The organism is Nocardia sp. NPDC004654 (genome assembly GCF_040609595.1).
Lineage (GTDB): Bacteria > Actinomycetota > Actinomycetes > Mycobacteriales > Mycobacteriaceae > Nocardia.
Genome location: NZ_JBEXKI010000006.1, coordinates 579,633 through 600,910, shown reverse-complemented (window position 1 = coordinate 600,910; position 21,278 = coordinate 579,633). Strand labels below are relative to the sequence as shown.

General features: G+C 67.3%; 19 protein-coding genes. 13 read left to right on the top strand and 6 right to left on the bottom strand.

The annotated features are described in order from the left end of the window. Nucleotides 1-172 precede the first annotated feature (172 nt). Complete coding sequence (locus ABZV58_RS23125; protein ID WP_355002204.1) at nucleotides 173-1,555, bottom strand: hypothetical protein; 1,383 nt, start codon at nucleotides 1,553-1,555, stop codon at nucleotides 173-175. Between the two features lie 1,045 nt (nucleotides 1,556-2,600). Between ABZV58_RS23125 and ABZV58_RS23120 the strand changes: the two genes are divergently transcribed. Beyond that, entirely contained in the window at nucleotides 2,601-3,728 is a 1,128-nt protein-coding gene (locus tag ABZV58_RS23120; protein WP_355002203.1) for a serine hydrolase domain-containing protein, read from the top strand. Nucleotides 3,729-3,848: 120 nt separating this feature from the next. On the opposite strand, the gene ABZV58_RS23115 is transcribed toward ABZV58_RS23120, so the two are convergent. Next, complete coding sequence (locus ABZV58_RS23115; RefSeq protein ID WP_355002202.1) at nucleotides 3,849-4,757, bottom strand: oxygenase MpaB family protein; 909 nt, start codon at nucleotides 4,755-4,757, stop codon at nucleotides 3,849-3,851. Continuing rightward, nucleotides 4,754-4,915 carry a hypothetical protein gene (locus ABZV58_RS23110; protein WP_355002201.1) on the bottom strand — a complete coding sequence of 54 codons (162 nt, stop codon included), beginning with the start codon at nucleotides 4,913-4,915 and terminating at the stop codon, nucleotides 4,754-4,756. Before ABZV58_RS23110 ends, ABZV58_RS23115 begins: the two co-directional genes overlap by 4 nt. A 330-nt stretch (nucleotides 4,916-5,245) precedes the next feature. On the opposite strand from ABZV58_RS23110, the gene ABZV58_RS23105 reads away from it, so the two are divergent. The 11 genes from ABZV58_RS23105 to ABZV58_RS23055 all read left to right on the top strand — a co-directional run bounded on the left by ABZV58_RS23105 (nucleotide 5,246) and on the right by ABZV58_RS23055 (nucleotide 15,463). After that, entirely contained in the window at nucleotides 5,246-5,470 is a 225-nt protein-coding gene (locus tag ABZV58_RS23105; protein WP_355002200.1) for a hypothetical protein, read from the top strand. Continuing rightward, the gene (locus tag ABZV58_RS23100) at nucleotides 5,470-5,667 is read left to right on the top strand and encodes a hypothetical protein (protein ID WP_355002231.1); all 198 of its coding nucleotides are present in this window, start codon (nucleotides 5,470-5,472) and stop codon (nucleotides 5,665-5,667) included. Before ABZV58_RS23105 ends, ABZV58_RS23100 begins: the two co-directional genes overlap by 1 nt. Nucleotides 5,668-6,100: 433 nt before the next feature. Then, nucleotides 6,101-6,952 (top strand): ABC transporter permease, encoded by an 852-nt coding sequence (locus ABZV58_RS23095; RefSeq protein ID WP_355002230.1) that lies wholly within the window; start codon nucleotides 6,101-6,103, stop codon nucleotides 6,950-6,952. Between the two features lies 1 nt (nucleotide 6,953). Next, on the top strand, nucleotides 6,954-7,817 hold the full coding sequence (locus tag ABZV58_RS23090; protein ID WP_355002199.1) for an ABC transporter permease: 864 nt from the start codon (nucleotides 6,954-6,956) through the stop codon (nucleotides 7,815-7,817). 9 nt (nucleotides 7,818-7,826) lie between these two features. Continuing rightward, nucleotides 7,827-9,242 (top strand): MCE family protein, encoded by a 1,416-nt coding sequence (locus ABZV58_RS23085; protein ID WP_355002198.1) that lies wholly within the window; start codon nucleotides 7,827-7,829, stop codon nucleotides 9,240-9,242. Further along, nucleotides 9,243-10,265, top strand: a complete 1,023-nt coding sequence (locus ABZV58_RS23080) for an MlaD family protein (RefSeq protein WP_355002197.1) — start codon at nucleotides 9,243-9,245, stop codon at nucleotides 10,263-10,265. It abuts the gene before it with no gap. Further along, entirely contained in the window at nucleotides 10,265-11,275 is a 1,011-nt protein-coding gene (locus ABZV58_RS23075) for an MCE family protein (RefSeq protein ID WP_355002229.1), read from the top strand. Before ABZV58_RS23080 ends, ABZV58_RS23075 begins: the two co-directional genes overlap by 1 nt. After that, entirely contained in the window at nucleotides 11,275-12,372 is a 1,098-nt protein-coding gene (locus ABZV58_RS23070; RefSeq protein ID WP_355002196.1) for an MCE family protein, read from the top strand. Before ABZV58_RS23075 ends, ABZV58_RS23070 begins: the two co-directional genes overlap by 1 nt. Beyond that, on the top strand, nucleotides 12,369-13,481 hold the full coding sequence (locus ABZV58_RS23065) for an MCE family protein (protein ID WP_355002195.1): 1,113 nt from the start codon (nucleotides 12,369-12,371) through the stop codon (nucleotides 13,479-13,481). Before ABZV58_RS23070 ends, ABZV58_RS23065 begins: the two co-directional genes overlap by 4 nt. Continuing rightward, complete coding sequence (locus ABZV58_RS23060; RefSeq protein ID WP_355002194.1) at nucleotides 13,478-14,656, top strand: MCE family protein; 1,179 nt, start codon at nucleotides 13,478-13,480, stop codon at nucleotides 14,654-14,656. Before ABZV58_RS23065 ends, ABZV58_RS23060 begins: the two co-directional genes overlap by 4 nt. A 12-nt stretch (nucleotides 14,657-14,668) precedes the next feature. Continuing rightward, nucleotides 14,669-15,463, top strand: coding sequence for a hypothetical protein (locus tag ABZV58_RS23055; protein ID WP_355002193.1), 795 nt, complete (start codon nucleotides 14,669-14,671; stop codon nucleotides 15,461-15,463). A gap of 11 nt (nucleotides 15,464-15,474) precedes the next feature. Here ABZV58_RS23055 and ABZV58_RS23050 read toward each other — a convergent pair whose 3' ends face one another. After that, nucleotides 15,475-16,725: a TetR family transcriptional regulator gene (locus tag ABZV58_RS23050; RefSeq protein ID WP_355002192.1), complete on the bottom strand. Its 1,251-nt coding sequence runs from the start codon at nucleotides 16,723-16,725 to the stop codon at nucleotides 15,475-15,477. 188 nt (nucleotides 16,726-16,913) lie between these two features. Next, complete coding sequence (locus tag ABZV58_RS23045; protein WP_355002191.1) at nucleotides 16,914-18,161, bottom strand: TetR/AcrR family transcriptional regulator; 1,248 nt, start codon at nucleotides 18,159-18,161, stop codon at nucleotides 16,914-16,916. A gap of 406 nt (nucleotides 18,162-18,567) precedes the next feature. Between ABZV58_RS23045 and ABZV58_RS23040 the strand changes: the two genes are divergently transcribed. Continuing rightward, nucleotides 18,568-19,302 carry a DJ-1/PfpI family protein gene (locus tag ABZV58_RS23040; protein WP_355002190.1) on the top strand — a complete coding sequence of 245 codons (735 nt, stop codon included), beginning with the start codon at nucleotides 18,568-18,570 and terminating at the stop codon, nucleotides 19,300-19,302. Nucleotides 19,303-19,316: 14 nt separating this feature from the next. On the opposite strand, the gene ABZV58_RS23035 is transcribed toward ABZV58_RS23040, so the two are convergent. Beyond that, nucleotides 19,317-21,257 carry an acetoacetate--CoA ligase gene (locus tag ABZV58_RS23035; RefSeq protein ID WP_355002189.1) on the bottom strand — a complete coding sequence of 647 codons (1,941 nt, stop codon included), beginning with the start codon at nucleotides 21,255-21,257 and terminating at the stop codon, nucleotides 19,317-19,319. Between the last annotated feature and the right edge of the window lie 21 nt (nucleotides 21,258-21,278).

The window sequence follows — 21,278 nt, the reverse complement described above, 5'->3', positions numbered from 1 at the left end:
TGGGCCCTCCCCCCCCCCCCCCCGGGGGTGGGGGGGGGGCGGGACGAAGGGCACCTTCGGCCCGCCAGACCGCCTGGAGGTCACCTTCCTCCCCGACCTGCGTGCCCAGGGCGGACCGACCCAGGGTGACCTTCATCGCGGCGGGTCGACTGGATCACCGCACCCCGCGCGACTACACGTCCACCCGCTGGGCGTCGACGACCTCCCTGGCCCGCTGCCGCCACTCGCTCACCGCGCGCCCGCTGCCGTTCAGCAGCGCCGAGTCGAATCGCTTGGCGCGCTTGGTGACCGTTAGCCCGACATAGGTGCGCGCGTTGGTGATGGCGGCGGTGGCGACGGCGCAGGCTTCGTCCACTTCGCCGGAGGCGAGCAGTGCGGTCGCGTGTTCGAAGCGCACCAGCGCGGGTTCCATCGTCTCGCTCGGGTCGTACAGCGAGATGGCTTGTGCCGCGGCGGTGGCCGTCTCGTCGGGCTTGCCGAGCCTGGCGTATCCGATGGCGCGGTAGAAGGCGAGCTTCTCCGGTCGGAACGAGAAGATGCCGATCGGCAGCTCCTCGGTCGCGACGGTGTCCAGCGCCCGCGCGGATTTGTCGATGCAGTGGGCGAAGTGGCGTTCGTCGCCGAGATCGGCGTGCGCGCGCGCCGCCATGCCCCAGAGCCAGGCGGCGGCCGCGCCGGTCGCCGGGTCCTGCGCGAGGCGAGGATCGAGCAGGCGCAGCACTTCCCTCGGTTTGTCGCTGTAGGTGGGCAGGTAGGCCAGTCCGGCGAGCGCGATGTCCTCCGAGTAGCGGTCGCCGATGTCCTGTGCGGCGTGGATGGCGGTGGCATACCACAACCGCGCTTGGCCGAAATGCCCTTCGTTGAACAAGATCTCGCCGACCACGTTGGCCAGTCGTCCTGCGGTGCGAACCAGCCGGATCTGGTGGTGGGTGGCCTGGCGCTCGCCGAGACATGCTCGCACCGTGCGGAACTGGTCGAGCGTGCCTTGCAGCAGCTCGTGCGGCGGCACCTGGACGACGTGCTTGCCCAGCGCCGCAGTGGATTCTTCCAGGAAACCGAGCCTGCGCTCGCTCATCGACCCGGCGTCCAGGGTCGCGAGCATCCGCTCCGGTTCGCTTGCCAAGAGTTCGGCAGCGTGTCCCGCCAGACCTGCGCCGATGCAGGCCAGCATTTCCCGCCTTCTCACGTCGTCATCCTCGACTTCCTCGTCGAGCCCGATCGGCGTCGACCGAACCTCCGGTCCGGCCTGCGCTTTGTCCCTACCGAGCTTGATTGTCCGATCGAGCGCCGCGCTCGCATCGTCGGTGTGGCCTGCCGCTTCGCGACCCGCCTTGATCGCCCGCTCGAATCGCGTGACGACGACTGAATCGGCCTCGGACAGCACTCGATCGAGTAGTCGACGGCTTGCGGCGTGCATCCGGGTTGTCCGGCCGTTCTCCCACAAGACCACGGTGCGCGGGGTAACGCCCACCAAACGTGCGAACTCGTAACGACTCCGCTTCATCGCCGTGCGAAGGGCAAGCACGTCCTCGCCCGTCCAGTCGACCTCAACCATAGGACCCGCTTCCTCGCATCAGGCCGATTCACTCGAAAATTACTCGCATTTATCGCATTCCGGACTGTTATGTACCCAATCGCAACGCGCAGTCTGTATTGGCACCCGGCGCCGGGGTTGTGCCCAGACCCTATGGGGGCGCCCACTCTCCGGAACCCGGCGCACGGTCCCGACGCGGTCATGATCCAGCCGCTTCGAGCGCGGTTCCGCCGGCGCTCCCGGCGCCGGGTGCACTGAACTCCGCGGAGGTGGACGATGAACGTACCGCATTCGGACTTGCGCGAACTGTGGCTTGTCCAAAGTCGTGACTGCGCAGCAGAACCGCAGGTCCTGGACTACGACAAGGCGAGATTCATCCTCTCCGTCCACGCCGGCCACGGCAGCGGCTGCCGCCAGTACCTAGCCGCCTCCGCCTACTGCTTCCGGCGCGCCGTAGACAAGTGATCCGATGTACTCGACGCTGTCCATCCTGACCGGTTGCGGTCTGGTCGTCTCCCTCATCGGCATCATCGGAACCTGCGTCGGCGACCCCCGCTCCGCAGCCGGACACCGCGCTCCCACAACACCTTTCACGGTCTCCGAAGCGCACCGCGCAATGCAGCAACACCGCGGTTGCCGGGCAGATGCTTGCGCCCGCAAAGGAGCCGCCTTCCGAACTTTGGTCGCGGCGGGACGCATAGTTCCCGATACCCGCGCCGACGGTTATTCGATGTAGTCGTCTGCGCGGCAACGGATGCCGTCGATCGCGTCTGTCAGTAACACTCCCAGCAGACTTCGACGTCGGAGAAGTCGTGCGGGTGGAAGCGACCTCGACCGCCACCGGCGCCCACTCGAAGTCGCGGTTCCAGCCCACAGGCCGCCCCTGGCGGAGGGGAACAGGCGCGCCTGTGTTCATCGACCGGTCGAACAACAGCACGACACTCGAGGCGTGGCGCCATGAACACCGGAGCCGGGCTGGTTCGGCGCGGAAATGATCCTCGGGGCTGAGGGGGATATCGGGGTGGTCCCGGATGTGCGGGGCACCGGACGTGCCTACCGTCGAGGTATGCGTCTGGTATCGATCGTCGTGGCCGCTTCCGCGGTGGCACTGCTCACCGCGGGGTGTGCGAGTGACAGCCGGACGGAGTCGGCCGGGGTGTCGGATGCTCGGCTCGAGGCTGTGCAGGCGGACATCGACCGGGTGGTGGGGGCCGGGGTCACCGGGGCGATCGCGACGGTCACCGAGAACGGGGAGACCGTGGTCCGTACGGCCGGGGTGGCGGACCTGGGCACCGCGGCGCCGATCCCCACCCAACCCGCACAACAGACCCGCGTCGGCAGCATCACCAAGACCTTCACCAGCGCCCTCGTGCTGCAACTGGTCGCGGAGGGGAAGGTGCGCCTCGACGAACCGATCGACACCTACCTGCCCGGTCTGCTGCGCGGCGACGGCATCGATGGACGCGCCATCACGGTCCGGCAGATCCTGCGCCACCAGAGCGGTCTACCGGACTTCGCGGACGACCCGCGCGTCGACGAATACCGCGCGGGAGTCGAGAACCGCACGATGACACCCGCGGAAGGCATCGCGATCATCAACGGCGGGCGGGCGGTGTTCGTGCCGGGCGAGCGCTACGAGTACAGCAATTCGAACTACCTGGTCGCCGGGATGTTGATCGAGCGGGTGACCGGAGCTCCGTACGCGGCGGAGTTGGAACGGCGCATCCTGAAACCCCTCGGCCTCGCCGACACGTACCTGCCCGGCGCTGGTGAGCGCGACATCCGCGGCCCGCACCCCGCGGGTTACGCCACGCTGAACGGCGTCGTCACCGACGTCTCCCGCATCGAGCCGTCCATCCCGTGGGCGTCGGGCGCCCTGGTCTCGTCGGGCACGGACCTGAACCGCTTCTACGGCGCGCTGCTCGCGGGCCGGGTGTTGGAGGCCGCGGAGCTCCAGCAGATGCGCGATGGTGTGCCCAGCGACCAGGAATCGGGAATGGTCTACGGACTCGGCCTTGGATCGATCCAATTACCTTGCGGTGCTGAGTACTTCGGCCACAGCGGCGGAATCTATGGCTACTACACGGTATCCGGTGCGACCGTCGACGGGCGCGCGATCACCGTCGCCCTCACGAAGGCCCCGGAGACCGAACCCGACCTCATCGGCATGCTCGAACACGCACTGTGCCCATGAGAAACCGGACAAGCTCGCATTGCGCGCAGTCCAGCGTCAGCTGAAACCCACCGCCGCCAGGGGAATCGTCGCGATGCCCGTGAGCGGACGGCTCGATGTCGACGATGGGCGCCCAACCTCTCAGACCAGGTTCTTCTCCTTGCGGATCCGGCGGCGTAGATCGACCATCAGCGCGTGGCTGCCGCCGTGCCGCAGGAACCGCGGGATGAACCGGTTGACGAAGCCGACGAACACGAAAAGGTGCTCGAAGCGGCGCTGATCGGCGGCGGTCCACTCCAACCGCATCTGCTCGCGGAAGTACGGCGCGAGGAAGCCGATCGTCAAGAACTTCAGCAGGTTTCGGAACGGCAGGCGCAGGTACCAGTGGATCATGCGCAGATTCAGCAGATCGTCGACGTAGGCGCGCACGTAATCGTCGAGTACGGCCTGGCGGCACGCCTGGTTCCAGTAGACGTCGAACTCGGCGCGCGTCTTGGGCCACATGTCCTCGGTGACCTGAAGCGTGGTGCCCAGAGTCGACGACGAGGCGTAGAAGGCTTCGGCCTGCTCGTCGTTCATCTTGCCTTGCAGCAGCTGGTAGGTGTCCTCGAAGCCGATGTAAAGGCATGCGGCGACCCACAATTGGAGGTTGCGGTCGAACGCGTTGTACTTCACCGGGGCCCCCGGCTCGGACCGCACGTGGCGGTGCACCGAGTCGACTGCCTTGCGGTAGGCCATGCGCTCTTCCTCGGTGCCGAGGATCGCCACCGCCAGGTACTGGGTGGTGGTGCGTGCGCGCTTCCACGGATGCTTCATCAGCGCACCGGATTCCACCTTGCTCTCCGCGACGCCGTAACCCACGCCGGGCCTCGCCATCTGCATCGCCACGTTGGCCGCGGCGCCGGCGAAGGACCAGAAGTCCAGCGCGTCGGCCAGTTTGATCGGCCGCTTGGTGAACGGGCGGTGCGCGGAGCTGATGGGGATGCGCGTCTGCTCCTTGGTCAGTGGCGCCGGTTCGTTCTGGTACGAGAAGTGGGCGACCGCGGTCATCGGAGTCCTTCCGTTGTGTTCCTCGTGGTCCGGACCAGCCGCGCGACCCGCGCGGCGGTGGATCGTCCGGTGCCGAACAGGAATCCGGCGAGGAACAGCCAGCCGAGGAACTCGAAGACCGTCATCTCCACGCTGAGAATCCTGTTGAGTGCTTTCATCGTTCGACCTCCCGGAGGCCGAGGCGGTGTCGGGGGCGGGGTGTGATCGCCCATCCGTCGATTATGTTACCGATCATTCCGCCATGCAAGAGTGCGCTTTGTCCGGGATTTGCCCAGTTTCGAGACGGTCCGAGGCGGTGGAAGTGTGGTCGTGTTCTGACCGGAAATATCGGTGAAAGTCTTCCGTCCTGTCATGAATCGTGCGTAACATACGGGACCATGCCGGACCGGATCTCAGCGGTCGGGTGCGCCCGCGACGTTGCGATCTCCTTCGGTACGCGTGGGCGACCTCGACGGGGTTCGGCTGGCGCAGGAAAGGATGCGACGTACATGCTCAAGAGGCTGGATCGAATATTCAGCTACGAGATGAAGGTCTCCGAGTTCTTCGGGACGCTCATCATCCTCGGAATCCCCTACGGGCTGGTCGGAGTCGTCTGGACGCTGACCCACACGAGTCACCTGCGTGAGATGCACGGCATCGACGTGGTGGTCTCGTTCCTCGGATCGATCGTGTGCTGGCCGGTGCTCACCTTCTCGAATGTGTGCATGACCTGATGATGATCCTGGTGTGGCTCATCGACATCTTGGTGATCGGCGTCAAGATTCTCGGTGGGCGGATGAAAGTGAATCCGATTCTGCGCTACGGGCTTTGGGTCGCGGTGCTGAGCGCCGTCGCCGCGGGCGTCGCCGTCGTCGGCTACGGGCTGGTGGCGGGGGCGGGTGTACCTGCCCAGGGGTGGTTCTCTGCGTGAGTACCTGCCAACGGATAAGGCCGGGTTGCTCGTGTGCCGTCTACGCACATGGGCCCCTGCCGTGAGCGGATTCACCTGCTCGGCGCTGACCGGACGTGACGCGGATGGGTGTTCGGAATGGATGTGATTGTCTGGTCACTTCTCTGGCGTCGAGTGTCTGACATGGGCACGGCAGTACGGCGATAACCTCGATTTCTTCGCAGGTGACGCGCCTACTCGGTAATCGAACCCAGCTCGTCCCGTTGGGCCAATACCCTCGGAAATATTGAGAATTCTTATTCACATGTGACTTGTGTCGCCCACTATCTCCGTGCGACACTTCACACGCTCCGCGCCCTCGAAGGGGTCACCGTTACCGGTCGGCGAAGTGAGCGAAAGAAGGCCGAGAAAGGACTCGGGCACCGTGACAACCATCGAACGACCTCCGGGTCGGATCGAACCGGGGGAGTCTCCGGAGCGCACCGATCTGGAGCAGGCCGTCGAGGACCTGAAGGGGCTGTGGCGGCGTCATCCGCAGCGGTCGCTGGAAACCCTCGGCAGGCAGGTGATGCTCGGGCGCGACGCGGTCATCGAACTGATCCGCGCGATCGTCGCCCGGCGTTTCCCGTACCACGAGTTCATCCGGCAGTGCGCCTTCATGTCGAGCGTCTCCGCGGCGCCGACGGTGTTCGTCGCGATCCCGATCGCCGTCGTCGTCTCGATTCAGGTCGGAGCGCTGGTGAATCAGGTCGGCGCGACGACGTTCATCGGCGCGGTCGCCGGACTCGGCATCATCCGGCAGGGTGCGCCGCTGGTCACCTCGCTGATGATCGCGGGCGCGGTCGGCTCGGCGATCTGCGCCGACCTCGGCTCGCGCACCATCCGCGAGGAGATCGACGCCATGATGGTGATGGGCGTCGATCCGGTGCGCAGGCTGGTCGCGCCGCGCCTGGTGGCGGCGGTGCTGGTCAGCATGCTGCTGTGCGGGTTCATCGTGTTCGTCGGTTTCGCGACGGCCTACATGTTCAACGTCTACGCCCAATCCGGCACGCCGGGTTCGTTCATCGGCTCGTTCGCGTCCTTCGCGGTGGCCAACGATCTCATCGTCGCGCTGGTCAAAGCCGCCATCTTCGGCGCGCTCACCGCGATCATCGCCTGTGACATCGGGCTGCACGCCAAGGGCGGCCCCGGCGGTGTCGCGAACGCGGTGAACTCCGCGGTCGTCACCTCGGCGCTGATGCTCTTCGCCACCAACATCATTCTCACCCAGCTGTACAACACGCTGTTCCCGACGAAGGTGATCTGAGGTGGGCACGAAGTACACCCCGCCCGCCCTGAGACCATTCCGGGCGGTCGGCACCGCGGTCGCCGTGCCGTACCGGGCCAATCAGCGACTCGGTCACCAAGCCATCACGTTCTTCCAGGCGCTTGGCGCGATTCCGTTCGTGCTCAAGCACTATCGCAAGGAAGTGCTGCGGCTGACCGCCGATGTCGGGTGGGGCAACGGCTCGCTCGTCGTCGGCGGCGGCACCGTGGGCGTGGTGATCATCCTGTGCGCCTTCGGCGGCATCACCGTCGGCATGGAATCGTTCACCGCACTCAACCTGCTCACCATGGGTCCGCTGACCGGCGCGATCTCGGGATTCGCCACCACGCGTGAACTCGCTCCGATCCTGGCTACGCTGGCCTTCGCCATCCAGGCCGGCTGCCGGTTCACCGCGCAACTCGGCGCGATGCGGATCTCCGAGGAGATCGATGCACTGGAATCCATTGCCATCCGGCCACTTCCGTATCTGGTGAGCACCAGGATGATCGCGTCCACGCTGACCATCGTCCCGCTCTACACGGTGGGCCTCGCGGTGGCATACCTGGCCACCAAGCTCTCGGTGCTCTTCCTCGGCGGTACCTCCGCGGGCACCTACGACCACTACTTCTTCCAATTCCTCATCGGGACCGATGTCTTCTTCTCGCTGCTCAAAGTCGTCGTCTTCGTGCTGCTCGCGACGTTCATCCAGTGCTACTACGGCTATGTCGCCTCGGGCGGGCCGGAGGGCGTCGGCGTCGCGGCCGGTCAGGCGATCAAGATGGTGATCGTCGTGATGGTTTTCGCGAATCTGTTCATGACACTGGCCATTTGGGGCATCGACCCCGGCTTCCGGATCTCGGGATAGGGGCCGCGCATGCTTCTCGATCCCAGTGGCCGCGGGCCGAGCGCCCGCCAGCTCTCCCTGTCCGGTCTGGCCATGCTGACGGCCACCGCGATATTGCTCGGCCTGCTGATGCTGCGCTACAACGGCTTCTTCGAGGACAAGGTCCGGGTGACTGCCGAGCTGACCAGCACCGGCGATGGTCTGCCATCGCGCGCCGACGTGAAGTTCCGCGGCATGGTGGTCGGCACGGTCGCGGCCGTCGAGGTGGTCGCCAAGGGGGAACGGCAGCGCGCCGAGATCCACCTGAAACCTGCCGTCGCTCCGACGATTCCGGCCGGTGTCACGGCGCGCGTGGTGCCCAACAACCTGTTCGGCGTCACCGCGATCGAACTCGTCGACAACGGCTCGGCGGGCGCGAAACTCGCCGCCGGTGCGGTGATCCCGGAGGACACCAGCACGTCGACGATGCAGTTGCAGACCACGCTCACCGTGCTGCGCGACGTGCTCGACAACATCCAGCCCGAGAAGCTGGGCCGGGTACTGGCGACTCTTGCCGCCGCGCTCGATCCCGCCGCGCGCGTGCCGGGTTCGACGATCGAGCGGCTGGACCGCTGGGTCACGGAAGTGCGCGCGATCCCCGGTGTCGGCGAGCTGCTCGGCGATCTCGGCAGGGCCACAACGGAACTCAGCAAGTCGGCGCCCGACCTGGTCGGCGTGCTCGCCGAGTCGGTCACGACGGCCCGAACGCTCACCGAGCGCCGTGACAACCTGATAGCGCTGCTGGCCAACGCGAGCAGCACCATCGACTCGGTCAATTCCTTGTTCGCCCGAAACCCGGACGCGGCAAAGGATCTCGTACCCGGCTTGGACGAGCTGTTCGGCAGCTTGGCCCAAGACCCGCAGGCCATCCCGGACACCGCGCGCAACCTCAACGCCTCGCTGGCGAAGCTGGCCACCGTGTTCCACTTCGGCCCGAGCCGCCAGATGGTGTGGAAGATGGACGTCAGCTTCACGCCCTTCCAGCAGTACACCGCCGCGGACTGCCCGTCCTACGGTTACCTCACGGGCCCGCGTTGCGGCGGTCCGACGGTGCCGGAAGTCGCGCCGGAGCAGGAGTACCCGGCCCAGTTGCGGCCGCGCTGGCTCGACGCCGCGGGACCGCGGCCGACGCTCGCTCTCCCGGGACTCGAAGCGACTCCCGCACTTCCGGGCCTCCCGACCCTGCCCGCGATTCCCGGACTCCCCATTCCCGGACTGCCGGTGATTCCCGGAATCACCGTGCCCGCCGCGGGCGCCCCGGCAGCTCGCCCGATCGCGGGCGGCCGCGGGCACGCCGGAGTCGCGGCGATCGTCGGCGGCCAACCGACCGCCGCGCAGCTCCTGCTGCTGACGCCGCTGCTGGCGGGCGGGTCGGTGACCGTGTACGACACCGAAGGGGGCAACTAGATGAAATCCGGAAAGGCCCTCGCGGGCTTCGGCTTCTTCGCCGTGCTGGCCATCACGCTGACCTACACCATCTGGTCGACCTTGCAGCGCTCGGTTCCCGGCGACACGCACACCTACTCCGCGACCTTCTCCGACGTGATGGGCGTGCGGGTCGGTGACGACGTCCGGATGGCGGGCGTGCGAGTCGGCCGGGTCGACCGGATCGATTTCGACGACGACTACAAGGCGGTCATCGATTTCCGCATCCAGGACCGTCAGCGGCTCACCACCTCGACCAAAGCGCTTGTGCGATATCAGAACCTGATCGGTCAGCGATATATCGCGCTAGTTCCCGGCAAGGACGAGGGCGAGCCGCTTCGGCCTGGCGGTCATATCTCACTGGACAACACCGAACCGTCCTTCGACGTCTCGGCGCTGCTCTCCGGTTTCGAGCCGCTGTTCAGCGTGCTGCAACCCGATCAGGTGAACTCGCTGTCGGAGACGCTGATTCAGGCCTTGCAAGGCGACGGCGTCTCCTTGAGCACCCTGATCACCCAGGCCGCCGATCTGGCAAGCACCTTCGGCCAGCGCGATCGCATCCTCGGCGACGTGATCACCAACCTGAGCAGCGTGATCGCCGGATTGGCCAATCGCTCAGCCGAATTGGAGACGCTCATCGCCCAGTCCAGGGCCCTCGTCGAGGCGCTCTACGCCGAAGGTGAGTCGCTGAAGCAGTCCGTCGATTTGGTGGCGAAATCCACCGACTCACTGGTCTCTCTCATCGCCCAGGTACAGCCCGACTTGGCCGGGGCGCAGAACGACGCCACCACCGGCATCGCCATGCTGCTGCTCAACGGCGCCGCACTGGACAAGGCCGCCGTGCAATTCCCGACGCTGCTCAACGCGCTGGCCCGCTTCACCAGCTACGGTGCCTACGGCAACGCCTACATCTGCCGCCTCGACGTCTCGCTGTGGGGCGTACTGCTCTCGCCGGGTCTGTTCTCGCAGGTCGGCGGCGAATCCCAATCGGAGGTGTGCCGATGATGGCGCGGATTCGGTTGCCGAGGTATTCGGCGAACCGCTACCTCTGGCTCGGCGTGCTCGCGGCGGCCTTCGTAGCGCTGCTGCTGGTCGGCTCCAGCGTGGTGTCCGAGGCGCGGCTGTCGGACAAGACGATCAAGGCCGAGTTCGCCCAGGCGGCGGGACTGCGGCCGGGTGCGACGGTCGACGTGTCGGGCATCGAGGTCGGTCAGGTCCGCGCGGTGCGGCTGGACGGCGACAAGGTGGTCGTCGACCTGCGCGTGCGCCGCGATCTGCGGCTCGGCCCGAACGCGCGGGCCGCGATAAAGATGTCGACCATCCTGGGCAGGCTGCACATCGAACTGACTCCGGGCGACGGGAAGGGATTGCCGGACAACATCATCCGGCTGTCCAACACATCGGTTCCGTACAACCTCGGCAAGGTCATCCAGGACCCGCAGTACAAGTCATCCTTCGAGCGGATCGAGCGGATCGATCCGGACAAGCTGCGCCAGGCGCTGGACGTGTTCGACCAGCAGATGGGCGACTCGCCGCAGCTGACCGTCGCCGCGCTGGACAGCATCGGCGCGCTGGCCAAGGTGATCAACGATCGCCGCGACGAGGTCGACCTGCTGCTGAAGAGCATGGACGAGGTCTCGCAGCTGGTCGCCGACAACCAGAACAGCGTGCTGCTGCTGCTCACCCGCGGCGAGGCGATCGGCAACGCGGTCGCGCTGCGCCAGGACCTGCTGCGCCAGCTGCTCGACAACGTCGCGGCGCTGTCGGCCCTGCTCCAGGAGATGGGCATCGAGAACAACGACCAGCTCGGGCCGCTCATCCAGAACCTCAACACCATGACCGAGGGGCTGGAGAAGAACCGGGAGAACCTGGACCGGCTGTACGAGATCATGCCGGTGGCCATGCGGCAGTTCAACAACGCGCTCGGCAACGGGCCGTACGGCGAGGTCTGGGCGCCGTGGTTTCTCCCGGACAACTGGCTGTGTTTCGCGCAAGCGGTACCGGGGTGCAACTGATGACGATTCGTGGAGTCCTGAAGCTGGCCGCCCTGTGCGTGGTGGCGGCGGTGAGCAGCGGCTGTTCGCTGCTGCCCGAGAGCGTGAGTTCGCTACCCGGCCGATATCTCGGTGAACAATTGCGGATCAGCGCGGATTTCGAGAACGTGGCGGGCCTGTACGCGGGCAACGAGGTGGCCGTTCTCGGTGTTCCGGTGGGCCGGGTCGACACCGTGACCGCGCGCGGCAGCTACGTCGAGGTCACCATGTCCATCGACAAGGACGTGCAGGTGCCCGCCGATGCCATCGCCGCGCTGGTCTCACCGCAGCTGATCACCAACCGGCACGTCGAGCTGGCCCCGGCCTACACCGGCGGCCCGACCCTCGCCGACGGCGCGCACATCCCGCTCGCGCGCACCAGAACACCGGTCGAACTGGACCGGATCCTGGAGAACTTCGACCAGCTCGGTGCGGCGCTGAAAGGCGACAACGAGAGTGGCCCAATGGCCAGCCGGGTGCTGTTCCCCCTGCTCGACGGCAACGGCGACCGATTGCGGGAGACGCTCGACTCCCTCTCCGCCGCTTTCGAGGTGACCTTGGCCAACAAGGACCAGATCGCCAACACCATCATCGAACTCAACGAGATCACCCAGGTGATCGCGTCCAACGATCAGACGGTGCGCGACTTCAGTGGCAGGCTCACCGAATTGGTGCGTTTGATGGGCGAGCAGTCGCCCGGTCTGCACGCGGTGCTGACCCAGCTCAACGATTTCGTGAACAACACCTCGACGGTTGTCGGACAGAACCGAGACCAGTTGGCGGGCGCCCTCACTCGCTTCGTCGCCATCACCGAGCAGATGCGCGCGAACTCGCGTCAGCTCACCGAGATCATCGACGTCACACCGCTGTTCTTCGAGAACATCACCAACGCGATGAGCCGCGAGCACCAGGCCGTCCGACTGCACGGCCTGCTCGACAAGGCCGTGCTGGACGGCGAGGCGCTCGCGCTGTTCTGTGAGCGGATTCAGCTGCGGCTGGACGGCTGTCGCACCGGAAAGATCCAAGACATGGGACCGGATTTCGGTCTCACCGCCGCACTGCTGGGGATCACGAAATGAGGACGAAGGCGGCGTTGCGCCGTTCCATCGCGGCCGGGTTGGTCGCCGCGAGCATCGGCGCGACGACCGGTTGCGCGGTGACCGTGGACAACGTGCCGCTGCCCAAGCCGGGCATCGGCGCACCCGGATACAAGATTCACGCCGCGTTCCGCGACGCGCTCAACCTGCCGGATCGCGCGCACGTGAAGATCGGCGGCACCGACATCGGCGTGGTGACCGCGATCAGCACCACGAACTTCCTCGCCGACGTGGAAATGGAGATCCGCGAGGACATCCGGCTACCGCGCGGCACCACCGCGGAATTGCGACAGGCGACCCCGCTCGGCGACATCTTCGTCGCCATGACCCTGCCCGCCGCGCAGGACAGCACGGAGATGCTGCGTCCGGGCGACACCATCGGCACCGAACACACCTCGGCGGGCGCGTCGGTGGAGCAGCTGATGGTCTCGATCTCCATGCTGCTCAACGGCGGCGGGCTCAATCAGGCGGCCAAGATCACCGCCGAGATGAACTCGATGTTCGCGGGGCGGGCGCCGCAACTGTCGCACCTGCTCATCGAATTGAGCAGCGCCATCGACGCGTTGAACCGGCGCACCGCGGACATCGACAGCGTGCTCTCCGGCGTCAACCTGCTGACCGGCGAATTGGCCGCGCGCAAAGCCGAACTCGGCGCGGCCGCCGACACCTTTCCCGCACTGCTCGGCCTGTTCGCCGAGAACAACAGGGACATTTCGGCATTGATCGGCAAGGTGTCGGTGACCATGTCGGCGCTCGGCGATTTCACCGAGACCACCGGTCCGGAGTTCGTCGGCCTCTTCGACAGCATCCAGCGGCTGATGTCCGGCTTCACCCAGATGGGCGAGGAATTGGGACTGGCGTTGGAGCGTTTCGATCAAATGTATCCGTCCGTCATGGCGTCGTTCGACGGACCGAATCTGTCGGTCGCGGCGACGGTTTCGTATCTCAGCATCGGCGCGCTGACCGATCCGAGCGGCAGCCGTCCGCCGGAACTCGGTGACGTGCCCGCCTTCATCGGCAGCCTCGCGCAGGTCATCGAAAAGGTGATCGGCAGGCTCACCAGCCCGCCGCGCACGGAGGGCGGACGATGAACATTCCGCTCTGGAATTACCTGGTACGCAAGCGGATCGCGGTCGCCAACATCGGCCTGGTACTCGTGCTGGTCGCGGGCTCGGTCTACCTGAGTTCGCAGGTGCTACGCTTCAACCCGGTGCCGAACACGTATCTGGTCACCGTGCAGTTGCAGACCTCCGGCGGGTTGCTGGCGAACAACGACGTCACCTTCCGCGGCACCAGGGTCGGCCTGGTGCGCGAGGTCCGGGTGGCGGACGTCGGTATCGAGGCCATCGCCGAAATCCAGTCCGGCGCGCGCATCCCGGTCGGCGGCACCGTCGCGGTCGGCCGCCTCTCCGCCGCGGGGGAGCAGTACCTGGATTTCCGGCCGGACTCGGACACCGGTCCCTACCTCGGTGACGGCGATGTGGTGCCGGTGTCCCGCACCGCGGCGCCGGTCTCGGTGCAGTCCGTGCTGGCGAACGTGAGCGGCATGATCGGCGGACTGAACCCGCAGCGGCTCACCGTGATCGTCGACGAGCTGGACAAGGCGTTGGCCGGCGGCCCGGATCGCTTGCGCAACATGATCTCCGGAATCAGCAGAGCCATGGCGGGACTCAACGACCTGCTGCCACAGACCAGGCAATTGATCGAGAACCTCGAGATCATCGCGGAGACCACCTCGCACGCCCAGCCCGACCTGACGACCCTCACCACCGGCGCGGGCGCGCTGTTCGAACAGCTGACCGCCGCCGACCAGGAGGTCCGGCGCTTCCTCGACCTGGCGCCCGGCCAGCTGGCGACGCTGGGCGGCTTCGTCGCCGAGACCGAGGACCCGGTGACCAACCTGGTGACGAACTTCGTCGCCATCACCAAGTCGGCGAAGCTGCGCCAGCCCGCCATCGCGGCGTTGTTCCCCGCGCTGCGCACCGGCACCGAGGCGATCGGCGTCCCGGCACACGACGGCGCCTTCCATACCCTCGTCGACCCCTGGCCGCGGCCGACCTGCGACTACGAGACGATCCCCGTCGTGCCGACGCTGGCCACCACCGACACCAGGGTGCGGCTCTACAACTACTGCGTCACGAGCAATCCAGCTCTACAGGTGCGCGGTTCGGCCAACGCGCCGCGGCCCAATGTGCCCGACAACGGCTCCGGCCCGCCGCCGGGTGTGACCGGAAACGAACTGTCCCGACCCGTTCCCGGGCGATAGAAAGGAAAAGCCATGAGTGACAACGATGTCGACAAAGGCGCCGCGCCCGTTGCGGAGCGTGCTGCGGCGGGCGGCGGGTCCGCTGGTGCCGAGGCGCCTGCCTCGTCCACCGACAAGTCCTCCCCGGATGCGGAGGTCGATGCGACGAGCGGAGGCGCTGCCGGTCGGGCTGGCGCGGATGCGAAGGATGCTGCGGCGGTCGGCGAGTCGGCGCAGGGCGTGACCATGGCCGTAGCTGCCGCGGATGCGAAAAGCGCTGCGGCGAAGCCTAGTTGGCGCGGCCGTCTGGGGATACCAGGCGGTGCCAAAGGGCTCGTCGCGGCACGTGCCGCGGTGGCCGTCCTGCTGGGCGGCGCGCTCGCCTCGACCGGATACTTCTTCGTGCAGAACAAGGACAACGAGGCCCTGCTGGCGGCCCACGAGGAGGCAAGGGCGGCGGCCTGCGCGTACGCGCCCGTGCTCGCCAACTACGACGCGAAGAACCTCGACGCCTACTTCACCGCGGTGTTGGACGGCGCGACCGGCGACTGGAAGAAGCAGTTCGACGACACCAGCCGTGAGCTGAAAGAGGTACTGTCCCAAGGCGAGGTGGTCTCCAAGACCAACGACGTGCAGTGCGCGGTGAAGACCGGCGACGAGACCTCGGCCGAGGCGATCGTGGTGATCGGCCAGACCATCACCAGCGTCGGCACCCAGGGCAAGCCCGCGCCCGGCCAGCTGTCCATGGTGATGCGCATGGCCAAGGTGGACGGTAAGTGGTTGGTGAACATGGTGAATTCGCCGCTGGTTCCGGCTCCGCAGCAGTAGGTTTCGTCGGTTCAGCGGGCCGCTGGCCTGCCGAACAGGATGACCTGCATCAGGTGGACGACCCGCGCCTGCGAGCTGGACGGATTGTCCGGGCCCAACCACTGACCTAGGTCGACGACCAACGCGAAAGCGGCGTGCACCAGCACCCGCGACTCGGCGGCGGACAGCTCGGGGCGCACCCCGACGACGAGCTTGGCCCACTCTTCGACGTTGAGCCGCTGGATGTTTCGCAGCACCGTGCGGTCTTCCTGCGGCACGTTGCTGATCTCGGCGTAATAGACGAAGGTCAGTTCCCGCTCGGCGAACGAACCGGCCACGTACAGCTCGATGAGCCTGGTGAGCGCGCGCTCCGGGTCGCCGTCGGAGGCGGCGATGGCTGGACCGATGGCGGCCGAAACGCGGTCCGCCGCACGGCGAAACGCGGCGGCGAGCAGATCGCCCTTGCTCCGGTAGAAGCGGTAGACGGCCGAGGAAGCGGGCAGCTCGGCGGCATTGGCGATGTCCTCCACGCTGACGTTCGGATAGCCGCGCTCGTGGAACAGTTCGATGGCGCGCCGCAGCAGCAGCTCGTGCTTGAACCGGAGCGGGACCTCGGTGGCCCCCTCGGTGGTTGGCGAGTCGCCGACCGGCGGCAGGTCGCAGCGGACGACGTCCATGCATGCCGTGCGCAGCAGCTTGGTCAGCGACCGCACCGGGATGGACACGTGGTGATCGGAAATGCTGCCGATGACGCTGAGCACGGCGGTGGCCAGAACGAGGCTGTCCGCGCGCGCGAGTTCGGGCCGTGCCTCGGCGAGCAACGCGCCGACCACCCGATACGCCTCGATCAGCTGGTCGATCAAAATCCGGTAGTCGTCCTGCTCGAGGTAGCGGCTCTGCCACCGCAGCAGCGCCGCGCCGCGACGGTTGGTGATCGACCTCTCGATGAGCGTGTCGATGATGTGCTCGAGCCTGCGATACGCGTCGGCGTCGGCCAAGTCGTCGGGCAGCTGCACCGCCTCCGCGCAGAGCGCGCTCAGCCGCAGCGCCTCCTCACGGAACAGCGCGTACTTGCTGGGGTAGTGGCGATACAGCGCGGTGGAGCTGATGTCGAGCCGGGATGCGATCTCTTCCATGCTGACGCCGTGGTAGCCGAGGGCGCCGAAGGCCTCGGCGGAGGTCGCCGCGATCTGCGCTCGCCGGTTTCGCGGCCGACGCCGGATCGCCCGTGCGTTCTCACCGCTCGCCGCCTCCCGGCGGGCGCCGCCCTTCCGCGCATCCATGCGGCGATGCTAACCCAAACGGATGCTCGGTAAACCCGGCTTTCGCAGGCCGGAATCAAACTGAATGATAGATCACAAACAAGTAGTAACACCGGCGTTAACGGCGACGATTATAACGATGCGGGCCAGAATGTTCGGTAACATTACCGAGCGCGGCCCGGGTCCTTGGCTCCCTGTGCGCGGTGGTTTCAGCCCTGTGCCGGACGGCCGAACAACGCGACCTGCATCAGCAGTCGCACCCGGTCCTGCGCGGCGATCGGGTCGCTGCCGAACGCGCGGCCGAGATCGATGACGAGCGCGAAGGCCGCGTGGATCAGGAAGCGCGCCTCGGCGGGCGAGAGCTCCGGTCGCACCTCGCGCAGCAGCTTGGCCCACTCCTCGACGCTGAGTCGTTGGATATTGCGCAGGACGGTGCGTTCCTCGGCTGGAACATGTTGGAACTCGGTGAAATACACGAAGGTGAGGGCGCGCTCGGCGAACGAGCCAGAGACGTAGTACTCGATCAGTGTGGTGAGCGCGGATTCCGGTCCGTCGGACGCCGCGACGGCGGGGCCGATCGCGGCCGACACGCGTTCGGCGGCTCTGCGGAACGCGGCGGCCAGCAGATCGCTCTTGCCGCGGTAGAAGCGGTAGACCGCCGACGCCGCGGAAAGCCCTGCGGCGCTGGCGATCTCCTCGACGCTCACATTGGGGTAGCCGCGGTCGTGGAAGAGCTCGACCGCCTTGTGCAGCAACAGCTCGTGCTTGAACGACTCCGGGATCTCCACCGCCGCCGTCGGTTCCGGTTCGGCCGCGGCGGGCGGCAGCTCGGTGTTCGCCACCGACCAGCAGGCCGAGCTGAGCAGCCGGGCAAGGGCTTTCGCGGGCAACGCGGCGTGGTGATCGGCGATGCTCGTGATGGCGCTCAGCAGTGCGGCGCGCAAGACCCGGACGTCGTCATCGCCGAGTTCGGGGCGCAGCCCACGCAATTCGGTGCCGAGCGCGTCGAGGACGGTGGCCTGCTGCTCGGCGAGGGTCTTCTGGTCCTCCGGCTCGAGGTAGCGGCCCTCCCAGCGAACCAGCGTGACGCTCGGGCGGTTCTCGATGGTGGCGCCGATCAGCGCGTCGAGCACGACGTGCAGCCGCTGCTCGGGGGAGAGTTCGGCGGCGTCGGCGGGCAGCTGGACCGACTCGGTCATCGCCCGCCCGACCCGCAGGAGCTCCTCGCGGAACAGCGCGTACTTGCTCGGATAGTGCCGATACAGCGCGGCCGAGCTGATCCCGAGCCCGGAGGCGATGTCCTCCATGCTCACGCCGTGATAGCCGAGGGCGCCGAAAGCGGCTGCGGACGCCGCGGCGATCTGCGCGCGCCGATTCTTCGGCCGTCGCTTGATCTCCCGTGGTGCCGAGTCGCCGCTGACTGCCTTTCGCGCCGTACGGCGATTGTCGACACTCATGCCGGACATCGTAACGACTTCGCGCCCGCCGTGATTTGCCCAGGTCGCGCTGCGTCGAACGGGTCGAGAGGTGCGCGCGACCGAGCGCGGCGGCCGTTCCGTGTGGCCCCGAGGCTCGGTCGCTTCGGGGCCACACGGTTCGCCGTTCGGCTCGCCGCGGCGGCGAGGCGGGATGCGCCGCGCCGAGCCGTTCGGAGATCGGCGATCGAACGTCCGCGCTGGGGGCACCAGGAGTCGGGCCTTCATCGATCGCCGAATATTGATAAACATACAGCAGAAACACAGCAGGTCAACAGGAAATAGACTCATGAACCGATAATCACTATGACGTAGGCGCTCGGTGCTGTCGGTGTTACCGTTGCGGTGGTTCGTCTCAGGGGCGGTTCGTCGGGAAGAGGGGGTAGCTGTGTCGGCATTTCAGATCGCGGTGGTGTTGTATCCGGGCATGACGGCGCTCGACGCGATCGGACCGTACGAGGTGTTGCGTTTCGCGCCGGGCGCGGAAGTCCGCTTCGTCGGGCCCGAGATCGGTCCGGTCATCACCGACAGCGGCGCGCTCGCGCTCGGGGTCACCCACACCTTCGAGGAGACACCGGCCCCGCGGCTGGTCGTGGTACCGGGCGGCCCGGCCGCGACCGCCGTCGCCGCGGACGAGCGGGTGCTGAACTGGTTGCGCGCCGTGCACGAAACCAGCGAATGGACCACCTCGGTGTGCACGGGTGCGCTCGTGCTTGCGGCGGCGGGTCTGCTCGATGGCCGGTCCGCCACGACGCATTGGGCGGCGCAGCGCGCGCTCGGCCTGCTCGGGGCCGTGCCCAAGCGCGGCGAACGATTCGTGGTCGGCGACCGCATCGCCACGGCCGCGGGTGTCTCGGCGGGTATCGACCTGGCGCTGTGGTTGGTCGGCGAGATGTTCGGCGAGGAGCGCGCCGAGGCGATTCAACTCGCCATCGAATACGACCCCCGACCGCCCTTCGACGCAGGCCACCCAGACAAGGTCGCGCCCGCGATGCGCCGCTCGGCGTTGATCGACCAGGTCCGCCTGCTCGGAGACCTGCGCCACAGCGGAACCCTGGTACGCACCCTCACGGGCGCGCAGCAGGCGTTGTGGCGCAGCGCTATTCGCCGCATCCGCGCCTGACCCGCGCGGTCGGGTCAGCGCGCAGGACGGATCTTCGCGTACCAGTCCAGCAGGTCCGGGTCGTCGACGGCGCTGCGCTCCACCACGCGCGCGGCCTCGGCGCCCTGGAACAGTTTCTTGATCGGCACCTCGAGCTTCTTGCCGGTGCGGGTGTGCGGGATGCCGGGCGCGACCAGGATCTCGTCGGGCACGTGCCGGGGCGAGACCTCGGTGCGGATGGTCGAGCTGATGCGGTCGCGCAGTTCGTCGGTCAGCTCGGCGCCGGGCGCGAGGACGACGAACAGCGGCATCCAGTACCCGCCATCGGGCTGTTCCGCACCGATCACCAGCGCCTCGGTGATCTCCGGCAGCCGCTCGACGGACTGGTAGATGTCGGCGCTGCCCATCCGGATCCCGTGCCGGTTCAGGGTGGAATCCGAGCGGCCGTGCACGACGATGCTGCCGTGGTCGGTGATGGTGATCCAGTCGCCGTGCCGCCAGACGCCCGGGAACATGTCGAAATAGGCGTCGTGGTAACGCTTTCCGTCCGGGTCTCGCCAGAAGCTCACCGGCATGGACGGCATCGGCGCGGTGATCACCAGTTCGCCGACCTCGCCGCGCACCGGCTTGCCCGCTGGATCGAACGAGTCGAGCGCGACGCCGAGATACGGCGCAGAGAGCTCGCCCGGCCAGACCGGCACCGTGCGCACACCGCCGATGAAGGCCGAGACCACGTCGGTGCCGCCGCTGATCGAGGACACCGGCACGTGCTCGCCGACGTTGTCGCGCAACCACAATGCCGAGGAGGGCGGTAGTGCCGAGCCGGTGATGCCGACCGTGCGCAGCGCCGAGAGGTCGTGCTCGTCGCGCGGGACGACGCCCGCCTTGATGCAGGCCAGCACATAGCCGGGACTGGTCCCCACCACAGTTGCCCGCGTCTCGGCGGCGATGCGCCACAGCGCGTCCGGCGCGGGGTAGGTCGGGCTGCCGTCGTAGCAGACGATCGTCGCGCCGACCAGCAGGCCCGCGATCTGGAAGTTCCACATCATCCAGCTCGGGCTGGTGTACCAGAAGAAGGTGTCGTCGGCGCCGATATCCGATTGGAGGGCAATGGCTTTCAGGTGCTCGAGCAGCACGCCGCCGTGGCCGTGCACGATGCCCTTCGGAAGGCCGGTGGTGCCGGAGGAGAAGACGATCCACAGCGGATGATCGAAATCCACGGTCTCGGTCTGGATGACGGCCCCGGCATTGTCAGTACCGACCGCCTCCGCCCACGGCATGGCATCGGGGACCTCCAAGCCGAGCCGCGAGACGGCGACCGTAGCGCGCAGCGATTCGAAACCCTCTTGCAGTGCGGCGATATCGGCACGCTTGTCGTGCGCCTTGCCACCGAAACGGTAGCCATCGGCCGTGACGAGGACCGTCGGTTCCAGCTGGCCGAGGCGGTCGAGTGCGGCCTTCGGCGAGTAGTCCTGCCCGCACGCGCTCCAGATCGCGCCGAGACTCGCGGTCGCCAGGAAGGCGATCACCGCCTCGGGAATGTTCGGCAGGTAGCCGACGACCCGGTCACCCGGCTCGACGCCCAGTTCGCGCAGGGTGCGTGCGAAGGCGGCGGTGGCGTCGATCAGCTCGATCCAGGACACCTCGCGGGTCGGCTCGTCCTCGCCGACGGCCAGGATGGCGGGGCGGTCGGTGCGCGCCTGGCGCACGACCTGGTCGACGTAGTTGAGCTTGGTGCCCGGAAACCACTGGGCGCCAGGCATCTCCGTGCTCGCCAACACCTCGCCGTCGATCTCGCCGAGTTCGAAGTACTCCCAGACCGCCCGCCAGAAGCCGGCCAGGTCGTCCACCGACCACTGCCACAGCGAGTGGTAGTCCGACGTGGCGACGCCGGTGCGCTCGGCGACGAACCGCGCGAACTCGGTCACCTCGGCGTCGGCGATGTCCCGTTCGGTCGGCACCCACTGTGGTTGCACCGCAATACCTCCTGGCTCGTG

What these genes read in the sequence shown, in the direction of transcription:
- ABZV58_RS23125 (WP_355002204.1), bottom strand. Translation starts at nt 1,555, where the DNA reads ATGGTTGAGGTCGACTGGACGGGCGAGGACGTGCTTGCCCTTCGCACG.
- ABZV58_RS23120 (WP_355002203.1), top strand. Translation starts at nt 2,601, where the DNA reads ATGCGTCTGGTATCGATCGTCGTGGCCGCTTCCGCGGTGGCACTGCTC.
- ABZV58_RS23115 (WP_355002202.1), bottom strand. Translation starts at nt 4,757, where the DNA reads ATGACCGCGGTCGCCCACTTCTCGTACCAGAACGAACCGGCGCCACTG.
- ABZV58_RS23110 (WP_355002201.1), bottom strand. Translation starts at nt 4,915, where the DNA reads ATGAAAGCACTCAACAGGATTCTCAGCGTGGAGATGACGGTCTTCGAG.
- ABZV58_RS23105 (WP_355002200.1), top strand. Translation starts at nt 5,246, where the DNA reads ATGCTCAAGAGGCTGGATCGAATATTCAGCTACGAGATGAAGGTCTCC.
- ABZV58_RS23100 (WP_355002231.1), top strand. Translation starts at nt 5,470, where the DNA reads ATGATGATCCTGGTGTGGCTCATCGACATCTTGGTGATCGGCGTCAAG.
- ABZV58_RS23085 (WP_355002198.1), top strand. Translation starts at nt 7,827, where the DNA reads ATGCTTCTCGATCCCAGTGGCCGCGGGCCGAGCGCCCGCCAGCTCTCC.
- ABZV58_RS23080 (WP_355002197.1), top strand. Translation starts at nt 9,243, where the DNA reads ATGAAATCCGGAAAGGCCCTCGCGGGCTTCGGCTTCTTCGCCGTGCTG.
- ABZV58_RS23075 (WP_355002229.1), top strand. Translation starts at nt 10,265, where the DNA reads ATGGCGCGGATTCGGTTGCCGAGGTATTCGGCGAACCGCTACCTCTGG.
- ABZV58_RS23070 (WP_355002196.1), top strand. Translation starts at nt 11,275, where the DNA reads ATGACGATTCGTGGAGTCCTGAAGCTGGCCGCCCTGTGCGTGGTGGCG.
- ABZV58_RS23065 (WP_355002195.1), top strand. Translation starts at nt 12,369, where the DNA reads ATGAGGACGAAGGCGGCGTTGCGCCGTTCCATCGCGGCCGGGTTGGTC.
- ABZV58_RS23060 (WP_355002194.1), top strand. Translation starts at nt 13,478, where the DNA reads ATGAACATTCCGCTCTGGAATTACCTGGTACGCAAGCGGATCGCGGTC.
- ABZV58_RS23055 (WP_355002193.1), top strand. Translation starts at nt 14,669, where the DNA reads ATGAGTGACAACGATGTCGACAAAGGCGCCGCGCCCGTTGCGGAGCGT.
- ABZV58_RS23050 (WP_355002192.1), bottom strand. Translation starts at nt 16,725, where the DNA reads ATGGATGCGCGGAAGGGCGGCGCCCGCCGGGAGGCGGCGAGCGGTGAG.
- ABZV58_RS23045 (WP_355002191.1), bottom strand. Translation starts at nt 18,161, where the DNA reads ATGAGTGTCGACAATCGCCGTACGGCGCGAAAGGCAGTCAGCGGCGAC.